The following is a 15,932-nucleotide window of genomic DNA, read 5'->3' as shown; positions in this document are numbered from 1 at the left end:
GGAGGAGTGTATCCCGTGAAAGAGCTTCGATTTCTCAGCTTAGCGACTGCTGCGACCCTAGCGCTAGTCAGCCATCCGCCCGCTTCGGCAAATCCTACTCAGGTTACGAATGTCACGGTCAACCCGAATGGTTCTGGCTTTGATGTGGTGCTGCAAACTCAGGGCGAGAAGCCTCCCCAGGTGTTTAATGTCAATCGCGGCAATACCTGGAATGCGTATGTGTTCAACGCTCAGATCGCACAGCCATACCGTCAGAACAATCCGGCACCGGGCATTGCTCAAGTCTCGGTCACGCCATCGGGTGCAAACGGAGTGCAGGTGTCGGTAGTGGGCACGAATGCAGCACCGATCGGACAGATTGCCAGCCGCAATGCTCAGGGTGTAATTTTCAACGTCGCGGGTGCAGGTGGTGGTATGCCAAATGCCGCCGTTCCGGTGAATGTTCCGCCTGCTGGGAGCAAGATGGCTCAAGCGGTTCCAGCCCAAGCGACTCCTTCGGCTCCTCTGCCGACGACTCCGGTAGCTCAAGCGATGCCGAACTCGACGACTCCGATCGCTCCGTTTGTACCGAGCGCTCAAGTGCCGAACCAGGGACAGCCGACGGTTCCAGTGGCTCCGGTGCCTCCCTTGCAGCGTCGAGCCGTTGCGCCTCCCGTTGGTGACATTTCAGTTTCTCAGTCCGATGCGTCACCTTCTACGATCGACCTCGGCACGAATGAACGAATTCCCCGCTTAGTGTTAAGAAACGCCCCGGTGAGAGAGGTTCTATCGCTGTTAGCAAGAGCAGCAAGACTAAATCTAGCTTACAGCGAAGCATCAGACGGTCAACAGTCACAAGGATCAACTCCAGAAGCAAAGCCGAACGGCCCAACCATTTCGCTAGACATTGAAAATGAGTCTGTGCAAGATGTATTCAACTATGTTCTAAGAGTAACTTGTGTTCCGATTTCTGCTACTGCTACTGGTAGTAGCAGCAGTGGTAGCGCTCAGTGTGCAAGTTTGGAAGCAACGCGGTCAGGGAAAACCATCTTTGTGGGTACAAGGCTTCCCAATGCAGCAAGAGGAATTATTGTGAGAAGTGTGAGGCTCAATCAAGCTCCTGTTGCAACTGCTCTGAATGTCTTGGTTGGTTTAGGTGCTGAAAGCGCAAACAACCCGACGCAACGAGTTACCAGCGTAAGTTCTGCGGCACAAATTGGAAGCCAAAACAGCAATCAGCAGAACACCCAGCAGAATAATAATTCAACGGTGAGCGATACCGAGCTAAAAGCGCAGCGGATTGAGTTTCAGGATTCGGTACCATTGCTTCGTGGTTTACAGGCGTTAGGAGATGAGCGAACAAATACCATCACATTGACTGGAACGCCAAAACAAGTTGATTTAGCAGTAAATCAACTTGTTTTGGCTGATGTGCGTCGTCGCATGGTTGCCGTCAATGTCAGGGTGGTTGATGTGAACCTAGCCGGACTTAGCCAAATTGGAACAAGCTTCTCTTTTGGCCTTGGAAATAATCAATTCGTCAATAGTAACGGGATTGCGGTATTCAACTTTGGTACGCGTACCCCTGGAGAGGCTTTTGGACTATTTTCTACCCCAGGCCAAGGCAACGTCGGAACTGGAATTGCACCGATAACGAATGGTATTCCTGTCGTTAACTTTGCCCGGAACTTTTTAGCTCAACTTCAAGGAGCAGTTTCCAATGGCAACGCCAAAATTTTGACTGATCCAACGCTCGTAGTTCAAGAGGGACAAACAGCAACGGTCAACCTGATTCAAGAGGTTGTCACGAATTTCAGTCAGCAAACTACGTTTGGCACAGGCGCGTCTCAATCTACCATCACGGTTGAAAAGAAACCCGCAGGCTTAATCCTGCCAGTCAAGGTTGATCGGATTGATGATAATGGCTTCATCTCCCTCTCTATTGCGCCAAGCATCTCTCAACCAGATGGTGCTCAAGTCATCAATATCAACGGCTCAACAAATTCAATTATCTTGCTGTCAGAGCGGAGGTTAGATTCAGGACAAATTCGCTTGAGAGATGGACAAACGCTGGTACTCTCTGGAATCATTCAAGATGCTGATCGGGTCACTGCTACTAAAGTTCCAATCTTGGGCGATATTCCTTTATTAGGTGCATTGTTCCGGCGAACAGAACGATCCAATCAACGACGCGAAGTGATTGTTCTTGTTACTCCTCAGATTATGGATGACAGCGATCAATCAACATTCGGCTACGGCTATGTTCCTGGTCGTGAAACTCGCCAATTCTTGCAGCAGCAAGAGAATCGCTAACGCAAACCCAATCCGAATCTACACTGCCAGAGTTCTTGATGAATTCTGGCTTTTTTATTGCAACTGTTGGGGATGAGCGCTGCGATCGCGAATCTGGGAGAGAAATTATTGCGATACCCTTGAGATCGAATATGCCGGAGATATTCCTGCCAATTTCGATAGAGTTTCTCTGAATACTGGCTTTTTCATATCACTGTTCGAGGATCAATCACAGTGATGTGAGGGACGATCGTAAAATCATGCGGATTCAGTGTAAGCAGATGATCAACGTCGTGCACCAACATGACAGCAATGAGGCAAATACCATGCGCCCTCTTGCCTTGAATCTTGTTGTCACCGATTAGCTGCAACCAGATCGGACGTATGAGATCGCTCATCCGCACTCAGATTGATATCCTCATAGAGCAACGCGATCGAGAAAGTCAAATCCACACTCGTTAGCTCAATCTCATCCCCTTGACTGTAAGAGGATTGGCAACCATACAAAGCTTTCTAATTCAGATGGACTTACTCTAGCGGCTTCCACTTCTTGATACGCTATCGTTTGAGGAAACACAACAATTCTAACGATGGGCTTACAAGTCAAAATTTGCGGCATTACTAAAGTAGACCAAGCGATCGCAATCGAACAATCCGGAGCAACCGCGATCGGCTTTATCTGCGTTCCAGGAACTCCTCGCTACATTGAAGCCACTAACATTCGAGTCATTACTAACTATCTATCTGTTGATCGAGTGGGAGTGTTTTTAGATGCTGCGATCGACACCATTCAAGAAACTATCAAAGTTGCAAACTTGAATGTAGTGCAACTCCACGGCAAAGAAACTCCGGAATTTTGTCAGAAAGTCCGATCGCGCAATGTCAAACTAATCAAAGCATTACGGATTCGATCGCAAGCAGACTTAGAACAATCGATCGACTATCAATCCCATGTCGATGTGCTACTACTCGATGCGTATCACCCCACCCAAGCAGGCGGAACAGGATTAACGATCGATTGGACAATGCTGAAAGCATTTCGCCCCACCTGTGATTGGTGGTTAGCAGGCGGACTGAATCCGCACAATGTCTCCGAAGCCCTCAGCTTAGTCTCACCTGATGGCATTGACTTATCGAGCGGATTAGAAAACGCCCCAGGCGATAAAAACCTGGAGCGCGTTCAACTGCTATTTGATCAGCTGAAGACTTACCAGAACGAAGGCTGATGACGAATCAAGTTCAGATACTCCTCGCGAGTCTTCTGATCATCCTGAAACACACCTACCATCGCACTTGTCACCGTCCAAGATCCAGGCTTCTGCACCCCACGCATCACCATGCACATATGCGAAGCTTCCATCACGACTGCCACACCACGCGGTTGAAGCACTTCTTGGAGTGCCTCTGCAACCTGACGAGTGAGACGCTCTTGCACCTGTAACCGTCGCGAATACATTTCCACAATCCGCGCCAGCTTACTCAAGCCCACAACCTTCTCATTTGGAATATAGGCGACGTGCGCCCGTCCCATAAATGGCAGCATATGATGTTCGCACAAGCTGAAGAAGTTGATGTCACGCACCAACACCATTTCATTGTGCCCTTCATCAAAGATTGCACCGTTGACCAGATCCTCAAGCGATTGGTTATAGCCACTGGTTAAGAACCGCATCGCATCGGCAACCCGCTTCGGAGTTTTCAGCAAGCCTTCGCGCTCGGGGTCTTCGCCCACCCCGATCAGCATCGTCCGCACCGCCTCCATCATCTCCTCATGGGTTCTCTCATCGCTCGGCGGTGTCACCTTCACTTCTTGCCCGTTCTGCGTGTTGCGATCGGGTCTCGATTCTAAATTCTTGGCGCTAAATCCATTCGGAGGGGCAATAGTCATGATTGTTGCAAAATAAGTGTGCAATAAAAAAAGCGTTCAACCAGCAAACTTGTCTTAGAACGTTCCGGCATTTGGCATGAGAATCATCTCTTCTACCACTGCGCGATCGTTCATGATTGCAGCCTGCAAAATCGCGTCTGCCACAATGTCTGGAGTTAACATTGCCGAGCGATCGAAGTCTGCGTTCACCGTTTCGGTATCCCAAATACCGGTATTGACCGACCCCGGTGACAGGGTTACTACTCGAATTCCGTGTGAGCGCTCCTCAGCCGCCAGAGTTTTCGAGAGTGCTAGTATCCCGAACTTGCTGACGCAGTATGCGCCCCAATTGGGAAAGGTTTGATGGGCGGCGATCGAAGCGATGTTGACGATCGTGCCGCGTTTTTGGCTTCGCATTCCAGGCAAGACCGCTTGAATGCACTGAAAAACACTGGTGAGATTGAGGTCAATCACGCGTTGCCAATCGTCTAGCGGCATCTCGGCAAGTCCGCCTGTATATGCCATGCCTGCGCTGTTAACCAGAATGTCGATATTGCCGACCTGGGAAACTAGGGCTTCCATTGCAGGTCGCACTTCACTGACATTCGCTAAATCCAACGCATAAGTTTTGGCATCGACACCGAGCGATCGAGCTTCTTGCGCGACGGCATCTAATTTAGATTGAGAACGGCTTACCAGGACAAGGTTGATGCCTGCTTTTGCAAAAGCAAGGGCGGTGGCTTGTCCGATTCCACTGCTTGCCCCGGTAATCAGGGTGCATCGATCGAGGGAGGAGGTCATGAATCCTCAGTCAAAAAACTTAATAGGGTTGAAAAATTGAAAAATACGGCTACCTTCGGTCAGTCACGATTGAGCGTAACGGTGCAAAACGGCGATCATGTGCTGGAGCGAAGAACCGAGGGAAACTTGAGTCAGCAAGGTATCAGATGAGCAAGATTTTACAATTCGTTACGTTCTCACTCATTATATCGTGCAGCGGCGCGAATTTGAGTGACCCGCACCGCTGATTTCTACACATGAGTCGGCAATCCCGCTTCGGTAAATACGCCAATATTACGAAACTTCTGATAACGTAGCTCTCGCCGCTGAGTTGGCGTGAATTGATCTAGCTCGTTGAGATTTCGTAGAATTGCTGCTTTTAATGTTTCTGCGGCTTCTAATGGGTTGTTGTGTGCGCCGCCGATCGGCTCAAGTAAGACCTCATCCGCAATTCCCATTTCCTTTAAGTCAGGGGCAGTAATCTTCAAGGCTTCTGCGGCTTGTGCAGCTTTCGATGCATCCCGCCATAAGATCGTCGCACAGGTTTCCGGGGGGGCAACGCTGTAGACGGCGTGTTCAAACATTAAGAGCCGTTCTCCAACTCCGATTGCCAAAGCGCCTCCTGATCCACCTTCACCGATGACGCTGCAAATGATCGGCACTTCAAACGCAAACATTTCGCGCAGATTGTAGGCGATCGCTTCTCCCTGCCCGAACTGTTCCGCTTCGAGTCCTGCCCACGCCGCAGGCGTATCGATAAACGTGAGAATCGGCATTCCGAAGCGATCGGCGTGTTCCATCAGCCGAATCGCTTTACGGTATCCACTCGGCGATGCCTGCCCAAAGTTGCGCTGAATATTGTCTTTAGTATTTCGTCCTTTTTGCTGACCGAGCATGACAACCGGACGACCTTCAATCCGCCCGACTCCGCCTACCACTGCCGGATCATCATGTCCGCCTCGATCGCCATGTAGCTCCATCCATTCATCGCTAATGGCTTGAATGTAATCAAGCGTACTGGGTCTGCGAGGGTGACGCGCAACTTGCAGCCGCTGTCCGGGAGTCAACCCGCTAAAAATTTCTTTACGAAGCTCGATCGCACGTTCTTCAAGCAGCGCGATCTGATCAGATAAATCGACTTCGTTTTCCTCAGCGAGTTCTCGAACTTGAGTAATGCGGGCTTCGAGTTCAGCGAGAGGTTTTTCAAAATCGAGCAGAATTGGACGACGATCAGCGGAATTTGGCATCGAGCACCACTCCTAAAATTGAGGAGATGTGATTTTCCCTGTTCTAGATTAGCGGATTGCTGTCCTTAACCACTAGCGATCGGCGAAAAACTACGGAAAACTACGGAATGACTTTGACGATTAAAGGCAGCGATCGTTCTTCTCGTTCTCAAGTCCGGCAAAAACGCCGCAATTGATCCGCTGCCGTCTAAGAACGTGGCACAATCCTGGCTTCAACGGTAGGGACAGAAGCAAAATCTGGTGCAGTGACGTTTTTGGCAAACAGCGAGAAAGTAATCCGGTAAGTCCCCGCTCGCTCAGGGAAATTGATCACCCCGATCGCAGTCGTTGTCTTACCAGGGAGCGGCAGCCCCGATACATATAACTGCTGCTGGCGAACTTGCTGGTTGTTATCATCAAACATCGTCACCAAAACCTGTGCTGCTCCAGTATTGACGGCACCCGTTTCATAGCCAAACCACGGCGACGTGCCTGTATTTTGCACTGTCGCGGTTAGCTGCGTCGTTGTTCCGGCTGGAACTGTCAATTGTGCAGGAAGCACCCGCTGGTCTTGGTCGCGAACCTGTAGCACCTTGCCAGAAAAGCCCGCTGCATACTCAGGTCTCCGGGTTGGGCGAGTCAAACGATAGATAATATTCTGGAAGCTTCGCTCGAGCTGAGTGTCTTGAAGCTGCCACAAGCGCGAGCTTGAGCCGAGAGCATTTGACTGCACATCGACCGAAATTGGAATTGCATCCCAATACGGCTCAGCAAATACCCCGACAACCTGGGCAAACACAGAAAATGCCACCAGTGCGGTAAAAATAGCGGACTTCCAGTGAACAAGACTGCGACCCAGTTGAGCGGATTGCCTGACATATTGCGCGATCGTATAGTTCAACATCAGACACAGAACGGGCATGAAGTCCGTCATAAAACGCGGACCATAGCTCCATCCAGCCCACCAAACCCTAAAAAAGCAGTACTGCACAAAGGTCACGCAACAGCTTAGAAACAGCAAAATGATTAATTTTTCGTCTTTCTGTTTCCAGCGCCGCACAATTTGAATAAATCCCGGAATGCACATCACCACAATTGGCGTGTAGACGAACAAGCCACGACTGGGGCTAAACAGCAACCCAACAAATGAAGTGATAAATTGCTTCAGGCTGTAGTCGTAGAGGCCCGATCCTATCATTTGATAACCTCCGCCTGGAACCCGAAAATAATAGAGGTTCCAAGCCAGACTAATCAATGCAGTGGGCAGTCCGAGAACAAGAAAAATGACGCGCCGCCGATATGCGAATAGCGAATAGATCGCAATCATCAGCACAAAGACAATATTTGTTGGGCGAACTGTTAGAGACAATCCGCAGAGCAGTCCTGCATTGAGAATTAAAAGATTTTTCTTGCGATCGTGAGCGCGATTGGCTTGCCATAAACAAAGAATGCACCCCAGCAGTAATAGGTTAGAAACGCCATGCTGCCAGAGGGATTGCGAGCTAATCACCCAGGTTTCGGTTGCAAAGGCATAAATAAAAGTTGAAATTAGAGCGATCGATCTCTCAACCTTCAGCCGACTGAGCCGATAAAACAGCACGACAGATAGCGAGGCGAGAAGTGCGGCTGCAATTCGCTCACACAAGATTCGCAACCCCCCAAAACTGGCGCTGGTAATGTCTATTGCACTCCCCTGTGGATGAAATATCAGCAGCAACAAATAAAAGCAAAAGTAAATAGGGAAGCTAACGACCGCAGCCCCGATCGGATACACAGAATTGAGATGACCGCTAGAACTTTCATTGAAGAAGTGAGGTAACGGACGCACTGCGGCCGCAGCATCCCCTGCATAAAAGATGCCGTTTCTAAAGTTATCAAAATCGAGCCTGCCGTTAAATAGCCAATTAAACGCCAAGAGCGAATTCGGAATGGAGTCTCCTGAGGTGATATTTTGACCGCTGGCAAAATAAGTCACAGCACAACTAAAGAAGATCACCCAACTCTCGATCGCTCCCTTTTGATTCAGCAGAGATTTGAATCGATTAAACAGATTGATAGAAGAGATGTCATATTTCATAGCAAGAATCATCAGGATGACAGGAGGGTGTATTTCAAGATGCAATAGAGTGCATGAAATCTATCCAGCCAATCTCCTTGGCCCATATTCAACAGGATTAGACTAGCAGATTGCCTGTCGTCAACCACTCGGATCGACAAGAAACTACGGCACGATTTCGACCGTCGCATTGAAAGATTTGGCTCCACGATCGCTAAACCAAGCAATCCCCTCTTGCACAAGCGTTAAGCTGAGCCGATAGATTCCGGGTGTTTCTGGTGCTCTTACTACAGCATTGAGCGCCACTGTTTCTTCGGGTGCGATGCTTTCTGGAATGGGGGTGCGTTGTCCATTATCCAGTGCGATCGTTCCATCCGGTTTAAGCCATCGGTACGAGAGATTGAGCGGTGCTTCTTTGGTTTGAAGCCAAGTATAGAGACTGGTGTTGCGGAGTAATAGTGGAACTTTGACGGCTTGATTGGCTTGAATCACAGGCGGAACTTCTGCTTGAATGGCTTGGGTAAATCCCCGCAGCGGAACGTTAGGCGGTACAGGAATCACAGAAGTTGTGAAATTTTGGGATTGAGTCTGAATTGCCCCGTCGATCGATTTCACCGGAATATTAGGGGTAAGCTGAGATGTCTTAGTAGACTGAACCCAACAGAGTCGCCCCTGCATTCTGCCGCTGAGCCACTGCACGACCGTTGGAAAATTCGCGCTTTCTTCGATCGTCCTTGGCAGTCCCGCAGGCACTGAACCGGAATATCCATTGATCACAGGAACACCCGCTTTTAGCCCTGCCCACATCATCGGGATCTGTTGTAGATAGAACCCTGTGCCTGGAGCAGCAACTAAGTAAGCAACATCACATTTTGAGGAGATGGAAGCTTGTAGCTCGGATTCAAGCTTTAAAGCCGGCGCTTTTTCATACGCCATTGGCTGAAAGATAATGAGTTCTGGCAGGCTAATCAGTAGGAGTGTGAGCGCGATCGCCGACCGGAATTTTGGCTTTGCAATCCTGTGTCTTAGCATTCCATCCACACAGAGCAAACTAGCAGCTAAAACATACACTTCAATCATGTAAACGATTCGCCCAGTGGCGCGAATTGCCGTTGCACCGGGAACGATCGCATAAATCACTTTCCACAGCGAAAAGCTGAATATCTCCAGCGACAGCCCAAATAAAATGAATGCGGTGATTAGACTTGCTTTCACAAGAATGCTTCGTTCTGGGGTCAAAACTTCTGGTCTAAATCGCACAACATAAACCGCAAATGCAATCAATCCAAAAACAGTAAATCCCATAAATAGCAAATGCTGATTTGGATCAAGTCGTGAATCAAACAGTTTAGAAAGCAACGGCGACCATAAGCTATTTTGTGGCGGAAGTAACCAGGAGGCGAGGCGAGGCAGCATCGTTTCGACTTGAGAAAACGGAAAAACTCCAATCGTTTGTGTGATCTTCAGGTAAGGCAGAAATAATGCAATTAAGGCGCTGATCCAAACCAAAATAGCAACGATCGTTGATCGCCATTTTCTTCTTAAAAACAGCAAAAGATTTTGCCGATAGTGATCTTCAAGCCAAAGCACGATCGGCACAAACAATAACAAACTAAATAGAAGAAACCAGCCATGATAATAAGCTGCGAGAATCTGTAAAAAGATGAATAATAGGGCTAAATAAAATCGATTTTCGGTTGGTTTACGGAGAAAGTTCCAAATAAAAAGAACAGCAATCGGTGTATAAAACTGACACAACAATTGCCCATGGAAAAGCTGCCCCATTCGCGGAAATCCGAATGCAAAGATAAAACCTCCAAATGCTGTAAGTGCGTGACTTATTTGTAGGCTTCTTAACAGAATCACAAAGGATATAAAACATAGGAGCGCCGCCAAAATCATCCAGCATTGATACGCTAGATCAGCAGGTAAAATGCCACGCAACACCCAGTAAAACGGCGCAGCACCGAATAAATTTTCAGAGAGCGCCAAAGTATTTTTTAGCGGAAAGAAGAACGCAGGCGTCCACAATTCAGCATGATAATTTTGATTAACGACAACCTGAAACGAATGCTCTAAAAGGTAATGCACCAATCGAGTATCACCCAATTCTGCCTGTGCTTTTGAAAACCCGCTGAGCAAAGTCGGATGAAATCCAAGAAATACGCCCAATACTGCCACGGCACTGTACAACAGGAGTGACTTAAATCGTTGCGATCGGACTACGCTGAGATGAATCGTCACAATTACTAGCCTTTCCTGACCGTACAGAAATTATTCATCCACATCTGAAAATACCGATGTCGAAATTGTTCAAATCCTGCAGCTTGAATCAAAGCTTGCTTAAGTTTTTGGCGATCATAGTACCGCTTATGGTCGCGAATTTCAGCCTCATCGACAATTTTGAGCCGATAAGATAGAAACTCCAAAACAGGCTGCGCCCAGACCGAAGGCACCGTTAGCACCAGTTTCCCATCGGGTTTAAGAACGCGATGAATTTCCTTCAAGATCGCCTGCTCGTACTCAATATGTTCCAACACTGCCAACATCGTGACCACATCAAAACTGGCATCGGCGAACGGCAATTTCTCGCCCAAATGCACCTGAATGGTCTTCAAATTTGGAGTTTGAAATTCTGCGACTTTGAAATCAACCCCGTATCCTTGCTGAATTCGAGGTGCGATCGCCTTGAGAAACGCCGCTTTTCGCCCGCAACCCACATCTAAAACAATTGAGTTTGCTGGAATTTCAGCAACTACCCGTCTCAAGCGTAACCAGCGCAGTAACGGTTCTAAAAGCGGTTCACGGTTTGACTTTCCCATATGACATCCTTTGTGAGAATTTGATGAATGAGAATTTGATTAAAGTTGCAAATTAACGAGTTTTTGACGCAAAAAGATTGTATTTCACAATGCAATAGATTGCCCTGAAACCATCCCTCCAACCAATTTTCTTACCCTCTTTGTATGTCCGACCGTAATAGGAAATTCCCACTTCGTAAATGCGGCATCCCATTCTGACAACTTTGGCGGTAATCTCTGGCTCAAATCCAAATCGATTTTCTTCAATTCGCACCGATTGAATCACCTCACGCCGAAACGCTTTGTAGCACGTTTCCATGTCCGTTAGATTGATATTCGTCAGCATATTGGACAGGGTGGTCAGGAATTTGTTGCCGATCATATGCCAGTAGTACACGACGCGATGGGGCTGATTGCCGACGAAGCGAGACCCAAACACAACATCAGCTCGACCCTCTGCGATCGGCTTAATCAGCAACGGAAACTCTTGTGGGTCGTACTCTAAATCGGCATCTTGCACGATCGCAATATCTCCGGTAATTGCTGCGAACCCAGTTCGTAAGGCGGCTCCCTTGCCGCGGTTGGTCGAATGATAAAGGACCTGATCGACTTGCGGTTCGAGCCTTGATCGTAAGAGTTCGGTCGTGCCATCGGTCGAGCAATCATCGACCACGATGATTTCTAAGTTCGGAACCGGAGCGGCTTTTACCGTCCGAATTACCGTTTCGATCGTCCCCAGCTCGTTGTAGCAAGGAATCACAACCGATAACTTGACATTGGACAACCTAGTTTCTTCAATGGCTTGCATCTGTCAGGCAGTAAAGGTAGAAGTTTTCGGACAGCGACAGTATATCGCATTGCCTTTGGATAATTAGCAAATAAAAACCTCCCAGATTGCTCTGAGAGGTTCTCAATTATCGCTAACTCAGCTTACAGATCATCGTCATCCTCGACATCATCTGAAATTAAGTCATCATCATCGTCCAGAATCGGCGAGTAAATCGCATCCGCATCACCATCATCGCTACTACCAAAGCTCTCAAAGCTAAAGCTTGGACGCTCCTCCAATGTCTCTAAGCCATAAGAACGCGCAGTGCGATCGTCAAGCACGACATCCGAGAAATCCGTATCCTCATCAAAGATTGTCGGATCGTACACCGGATCAATGTCAGGGCTACCGACTTCTTCGTAAGCATTGAAGCCTGTTCCCGCCGGAATCAGACGACCAATAATCACGTTTTCTTTCAGACCGCGCAACCAGTCAGATTTTCCTTCGATCGCAGCTTCTGTCAGTACCCGCGTTGTTTCTTGGAAACTTGCGGCTGAAATGAAGCTATCGGTGTTCAAGGATGCCTTGGTAATCCCCAGCAGTACAGGCTCATATTGAGCCGGCGCACCGCCCGTAATCGACATGGCATCATTCACCTGCTCGATCTGGTAGATCTCGACTAGCTCACCTGGCAGCATTGTTGTATCTCCGCCGTCTTCGACCCGCGCTTTTGAGGTCATCTGACGCACGACGACTTCGATATGCTTGTCGGAAATATCAATCCCTTGAGATTGATACACTGATTGCACTTCGTTCACCAGGAAGGTTTGCACTTCCCGTAAGCTGAAGAGTGACGCATCGTGCAGGCTACCCTCTTCTAGCTTTGCTTTGAACATGACTTCAAGCAGTTCGTGGGGATTCGCAGGGCCATCAGTTAGCCGTTCTCCAGCGGCAACTTCTTGACCATCTGAAATGATTACGTTTTGTCCAGGGCCGATCGGGTATTCGGTGATTAACCCTTCTCGATCGACAATTTTGACTTCAACTGAATCATCCTCTCCGTAAACGACTTGAGCCGTTCCCGCCCGACGAGCCAGGATACACGCTTCTTTCGGTTTACGCGCTTCGAGCAGCTCTTCGATTCTCGGTAGACCCTGAATAATGTCTCCGGTCTTGGTGCGCTCGAAAATCAGCAGCACGAGATTGTCACCCCGTTGTACCAAATCTCCATCGTCGACGTGCAGCACCGCTCCCGGAGAGACACGGTACGGACGAGCGACTCGCATCGTCACCTGATTACCATCCACACTGAGGACTTGTCCGGAATCTTCCAGCGTTACGCCTGAGGCGATACTGGTTCCTGCAATCAGCAGATCGCCTGCTTTGACGGTGGGATTATTGGCAGTGATCGTCAGCGTATCCACTTCCCGCACAACAAGAATGCGTCGAATCGACTCCGCTCCTTGTCGAATCCCTTGGACTTCGCCGGCTTCTTTACACTGAATCTTCGTGCGAGCGACCACTGCACCCGCCCCAATCTGATCGCCATCTTTGACCATGACTTCAGTTTGGGTTCTACCCTGGGTTACGTCTGCGGCAATGTCGCGCCGAATCACCAGCGATTCGAGAATCACAAGCTGTAAGCGCATGACCTCTGCATCGGTTTCATCGGGAATCAGTTCAATGTCAGCCGCCAGCTGAGCGTCTTGATCGACTTCGAGAACAAGCTGAGTCCGCAGCAGTTCCAGACCCTCGACCGACTTGACGCGCTCACCATCTTTGTAAGGTAAACGCTGTACGGCTCTGAGTCGAATTGCCCGTCCAGAATCTTCTTTGGTCGAATCTTGACTCGGCACAGAGGGCTCATCGGGAACATTAAATTCCGTCACCGGACGCAGCAGAATTGCTGGGCCTTCAGGGGTTTCAACATACTCGGCGTACCGCAGTTCGTCAACGGTTAATCCTGGCATCACTTGTTGTCCCGGATTGACCAAGACGGCTTCCCGCGTAATTACATCGTCCAAGCTATCGATCATGTGCAGATCGCCGGGTTTGATCACGACTTCGCGCAGAATGTCATTTTTCTGAGTGACTTCGATTACCCCGTTGCTTTGACAGAAGATGTCTTTCACCACTTCTGTACCTGCTTCGACATACTGACCATCTTCGACCATCAGCAGCGAGATGTCTTTGTTGACTTCGTGCGCTTCTTCGGGAATCCAAAGCAGCGTACCGCCCTTGATCACTTCGTAACCAAGCTTCGCTTTGCCTTTTTTGCCGACTTCCACCCCAGAGTATTTGATGATGCCTCCGGTTTGGGTGTGATAGCGATCGTCTCTCAGTTCCGCTACGACTTGTCCGTTCGTTACTTGAGTTCCGGGGGTCGCTTTCAGCAAGAAGGTCTGGCTGTTCGTGGTTTCAAGGATGTACTGGTCGCGTCCCTGGTGCGTTTCTGCCCGGACTCGCGCTTGATCCAGCATCACGGATGCCGTGATGATTTGAATCTCGCGTCCGCCTTTGCTGTTTTCCGAGGACTCTGGAAGCCGGACGACACCGCCATTTTCAGTGACTAGCTTGGTTTCTGCGATCGTTCCACCCGTTTCGACGTGATCGCCGTTTTTCACCACAGGTTCTGCACCTGGCGGTAAGTTGTAGACTTCCCCAGATAGCACCCACATCAGACCGCCTCTTTGTGCGGTGCGAGTGGTGTTTCCTTGACGGTCTTTCTTTTCTTCCGGTACAACATCTGCAAACCGGATTTCTCCCGCAAGGTCAGAAGCCACGTCTTTCGACGCTTTTTCGGTCGTCTTGCGTCCGCGTCCGGTTAAAGGCACTTCCGCCAGAATTTGTCCGGCTTTCACCTTCATCCCATCTTTGATCAGCAAGGTTGTTCCTTGAGACACAGTAAAGGGTTGCTTCTGTCCATCGGCTCCTTCGATCTCAATCTTGATATCTGAGCCAGCCGATTCCACGATTAGCGCATCTTCTCCGTGGCGGGTGCGGTAAGGACGAGTTCTGAGGCGCTTCGGTAGACGAACGGTTCCAGCAAAGTTCGCCTTTTCTTGTCGCGCCATTTCTCCGGTGAAGACCCCTCCCGTGTGGAAAGTCCGCATCGTGAGCTGGGTTCCTGGTTCTCCGATCGATTGAGCCGCGATAATTCCGACCGCTTCGCCGATATCAACCATGTGAGCGTGTGCCAAGCTCCAGCCGTAGCAGTGCTGACAAACCGATCGAGCCGATTCGCAGGTCAGCGGCGATCGTACAACGACTTCTTCGACTTTCTTTTTGCCAATTACTTGGGCAATATCATTGGAGATGGCTCCATTCCGCGCAATGATCACTTCTCCGGTTGCAGGATCAATCACATCCTGAGCGACAACACGACCGAGAAGCCGATTTTTGAGTGGAATGAGGACGCGATCACCATCGGTCATGGGTCGCACAGGAATCCCCCGTTCTGTTCCACAATCGAGTTCGCGAATAATCACGTCTTGCGAAACATCAACCAATCGCCGAGTCAAGTATCCAGAGTCTGCCGTTCTGAGCGCCGTATCAACTAGACCTTTCCGCGCTCCGTAGGACGAAATGATGTACTCGGTCACGGTTAAACCTTCTCGGAAGTTGGTTTTAATCGGCAAGTCGATAATTTCCCCTTGCGGGTTTGCCATCAGACCACGCATCCCGACTAGCTGACGGACTTGTGAGATGTTTCCCCGTGCCCCGGAGAACGCCATCATGTAGACCGAGTTGAGCGGGTTATTCGATCGAAAGTGCCGCACCACTTCGTCTTTGAGTTCTTCGCTAGTTCCGTTCCAGGTATCAATGACCTTTTGGAACCGTTCTACTTCAGTAATTTCGCCGCGTGTGTATTTTTCTTCGGTATCGCGAATCGTCTCGGTCGCGGCATCGAGAAGCGCCCTTTTAGTCGGTGGAATTTGCAGGTCATCGACGCTAATCGAGACTCCTGCGCGTGTTGCATATCGAAATCCAAGATCTTTCAGCAAGTCTGCCATTTGTGCGGTGCGGGCAGTTCCGTAATGGGTGAATGCCCATGCGATCAAGTTGGTCAGTTCTTTTTTGTTGATGACTTGATTCCGAAAAACTTGCTTTTCTGAGTTCTGCTCTGCCATGCTGTGCCCCATTTGTGCCATGAGTTGTGTGT

The 15,932-nt window shown here is 49.3% G+C and carries 10 protein-coding genes; 2 read left to right on the top strand and 8 right to left on the bottom strand.

Features of this window, described 5'->3' with window-relative positions:
* Window positions 1–15 precede the first annotated feature (15 nt).
* Both NC981_RS17465 and NC981_RS17460 read left to right on the top strand, forming a co-directional pair.
* A complete protein-coding gene (locus NC981_RS17465; protein WP_348244115.1) occupies window positions 16–2,292 on the top strand; it encodes an AMIN domain-containing protein in 2,277 nt (758 codons plus the stop codon).
* A 569-nt stretch (window positions 2,293–2,861) separates the two neighbouring features.
* Window positions 2,862–3,497 (top strand): phosphoribosylanthranilate isomerase, encoded by a 636-nt coding sequence (locus tag NC981_RS17460; protein WP_348244114.1) that lies wholly within the window; start codon window positions 2,862–2,864, stop codon window positions 3,495–3,497.
* Here NC981_RS17460 and folE read toward each other — a convergent pair.
* The 8 genes from folE to NC981_RS17420 all read right to left on the bottom strand — a co-directional run bounded on the left by folE (window position 3,479) and on the right by NC981_RS17420 (window position 15,900).
* Window positions 3,479–4,159: a GTP cyclohydrolase I FolE gene (gene folE / locus NC981_RS17455; RefSeq protein WP_190379435.1), complete on the bottom strand. Its 681-nt coding sequence runs from the start codon at window positions 4,157–4,159 to the stop codon at window positions 3,479–3,481. The two genes, NC981_RS17460 and folE, sit on opposite strands and share 19 nt — an antisense overlap.
* 54 nt (window positions 4,160–4,213) lie before the next feature.
* On the bottom strand, window positions 4,214–4,939 hold the full coding sequence (locus tag NC981_RS17450; protein WP_348244113.1) for an SDR family oxidoreductase: 726 nt from the start codon (window positions 4,937–4,939) through the stop codon (window positions 4,214–4,216).
* A gap of 230 nt (window positions 4,940–5,169) precedes the next feature.
* Window positions 5,170–6,165 carry an acetyl-CoA carboxylase carboxyltransferase subunit alpha gene (locus NC981_RS17445; RefSeq protein ID WP_348244112.1) on the bottom strand — a complete coding sequence of 332 codons (996 nt, stop codon included), beginning with the start codon at window positions 6,163–6,165 and terminating at the stop codon, window positions 5,170–5,172.
* Between the two features lie 187 nt (window positions 6,166–6,352).
* Window positions 6,353–8,221 carry a glycosyltransferase family 39 protein gene (locus NC981_RS17440; RefSeq protein ID WP_348244111.1) on the bottom strand — a complete coding sequence of 623 codons (1,869 nt, stop codon included), beginning with the start codon at window positions 8,219–8,221 and terminating at the stop codon, window positions 6,353–6,355.
* A gap of 144 nt (window positions 8,222–8,365) precedes the next feature.
* The gene (locus NC981_RS17435; RefSeq protein ID WP_348244110.1) at window positions 8,366–10,444 is read right to left on the bottom strand and encodes a hypothetical protein; all 2,079 of its coding nucleotides are present in this window, start codon (window positions 10,442–10,444) and stop codon (window positions 8,366–8,368) included.
* 5 nt (window positions 10,445–10,449) lie between these two features.
* Window positions 10,450–11,022: a class I SAM-dependent methyltransferase gene (locus tag NC981_RS17430; protein WP_348244109.1), complete on the bottom strand. Its 573-nt coding sequence runs from the start codon at window positions 11,020–11,022 to the stop codon at window positions 10,450–10,452.
* Between the two features lie 52 nt (window positions 11,023–11,074).
* Window positions 11,075–11,809: a glycosyltransferase family 2 protein gene (locus NC981_RS17425; RefSeq protein WP_348244108.1), complete on the bottom strand. Its 735-nt coding sequence runs from the start codon at window positions 11,807–11,809 to the stop codon at window positions 11,075–11,077.
* A gap of 122 nt (window positions 11,810–11,931) precedes the next feature.
* Complete coding sequence (locus tag NC981_RS17420) at window positions 11,932–15,900, bottom strand: DNA-directed RNA polymerase subunit beta' (RefSeq protein ID WP_348244234.1); 3,969 nt, start codon at window positions 15,898–15,900, stop codon at window positions 11,932–11,934.
* Window positions 15,901–15,932: the final 32 nt, after the last annotated feature.

The sequence above is a fragment of the Leptolyngbya sp. DQ-M1 genome (assembly GCF_039962505.1).
GTDB lineage: Bacteria > Cyanobacteriota > Cyanobacteriia > Leptolyngbyales > Leptolyngbyaceae > Leptolyngbya.
The sequence above is the reverse complement of the archived record's forward strand: the minus strand, read 5'-3'. Positions and strand labels throughout refer to the sequence as shown.

What these genes read in the sequence shown, in the direction of transcription:
- NC981_RS17460 (WP_348244114.1), top strand. Translation starts at nt 2,862, where the DNA reads ATGGGCTTACAAGTCAAAATTTGCGGCATTACTAAAGTAGACCAAGCG.
- folE (WP_190379435.1), bottom strand. Translation starts at nt 4,159, where the DNA reads ATGACTATTGCCCCTCCGAATGGATTTAGCGCCAAGAATTTAGAATCG.
- NC981_RS17450 (WP_348244113.1), bottom strand. Translation starts at nt 4,939, where the DNA reads ATGACCTCCTCCCTCGATCGATGCACCCTGATTACCGGGGCAAGCAGT.
- NC981_RS17445 (WP_348244112.1), bottom strand. Translation starts at nt 6,165, where the DNA reads ATGCCAAATTCCGCTGATCGTCGTCCAATTCTGCTCGATTTTGAAAAA.
- NC981_RS17440 (WP_348244111.1), bottom strand. Translation starts at nt 8,221, where the DNA reads ATGAAATATGACATCTCTTCTATCAATCTGTTTAATCGATTCAAATCT.
- NC981_RS17430 (WP_348244109.1), bottom strand. Translation starts at nt 11,022, where the DNA reads ATGGGAAAGTCAAACCGTGAACCGCTTTTAGAACCGTTACTGCGCTGG.
- NC981_RS17425 (WP_348244108.1), bottom strand. Translation starts at nt 11,809, where the DNA reads ATGCAAGCCATTGAAGAAACTAGGTTGTCCAATGTCAAGTTATCGGTT.
- NC981_RS17420 (WP_348244234.1), bottom strand. Translation starts at nt 15,900, where the DNA reads ATGGCAGAGCAGAACTCAGAAAAGCAAGTTTTTCGGAATCAAGTCATC.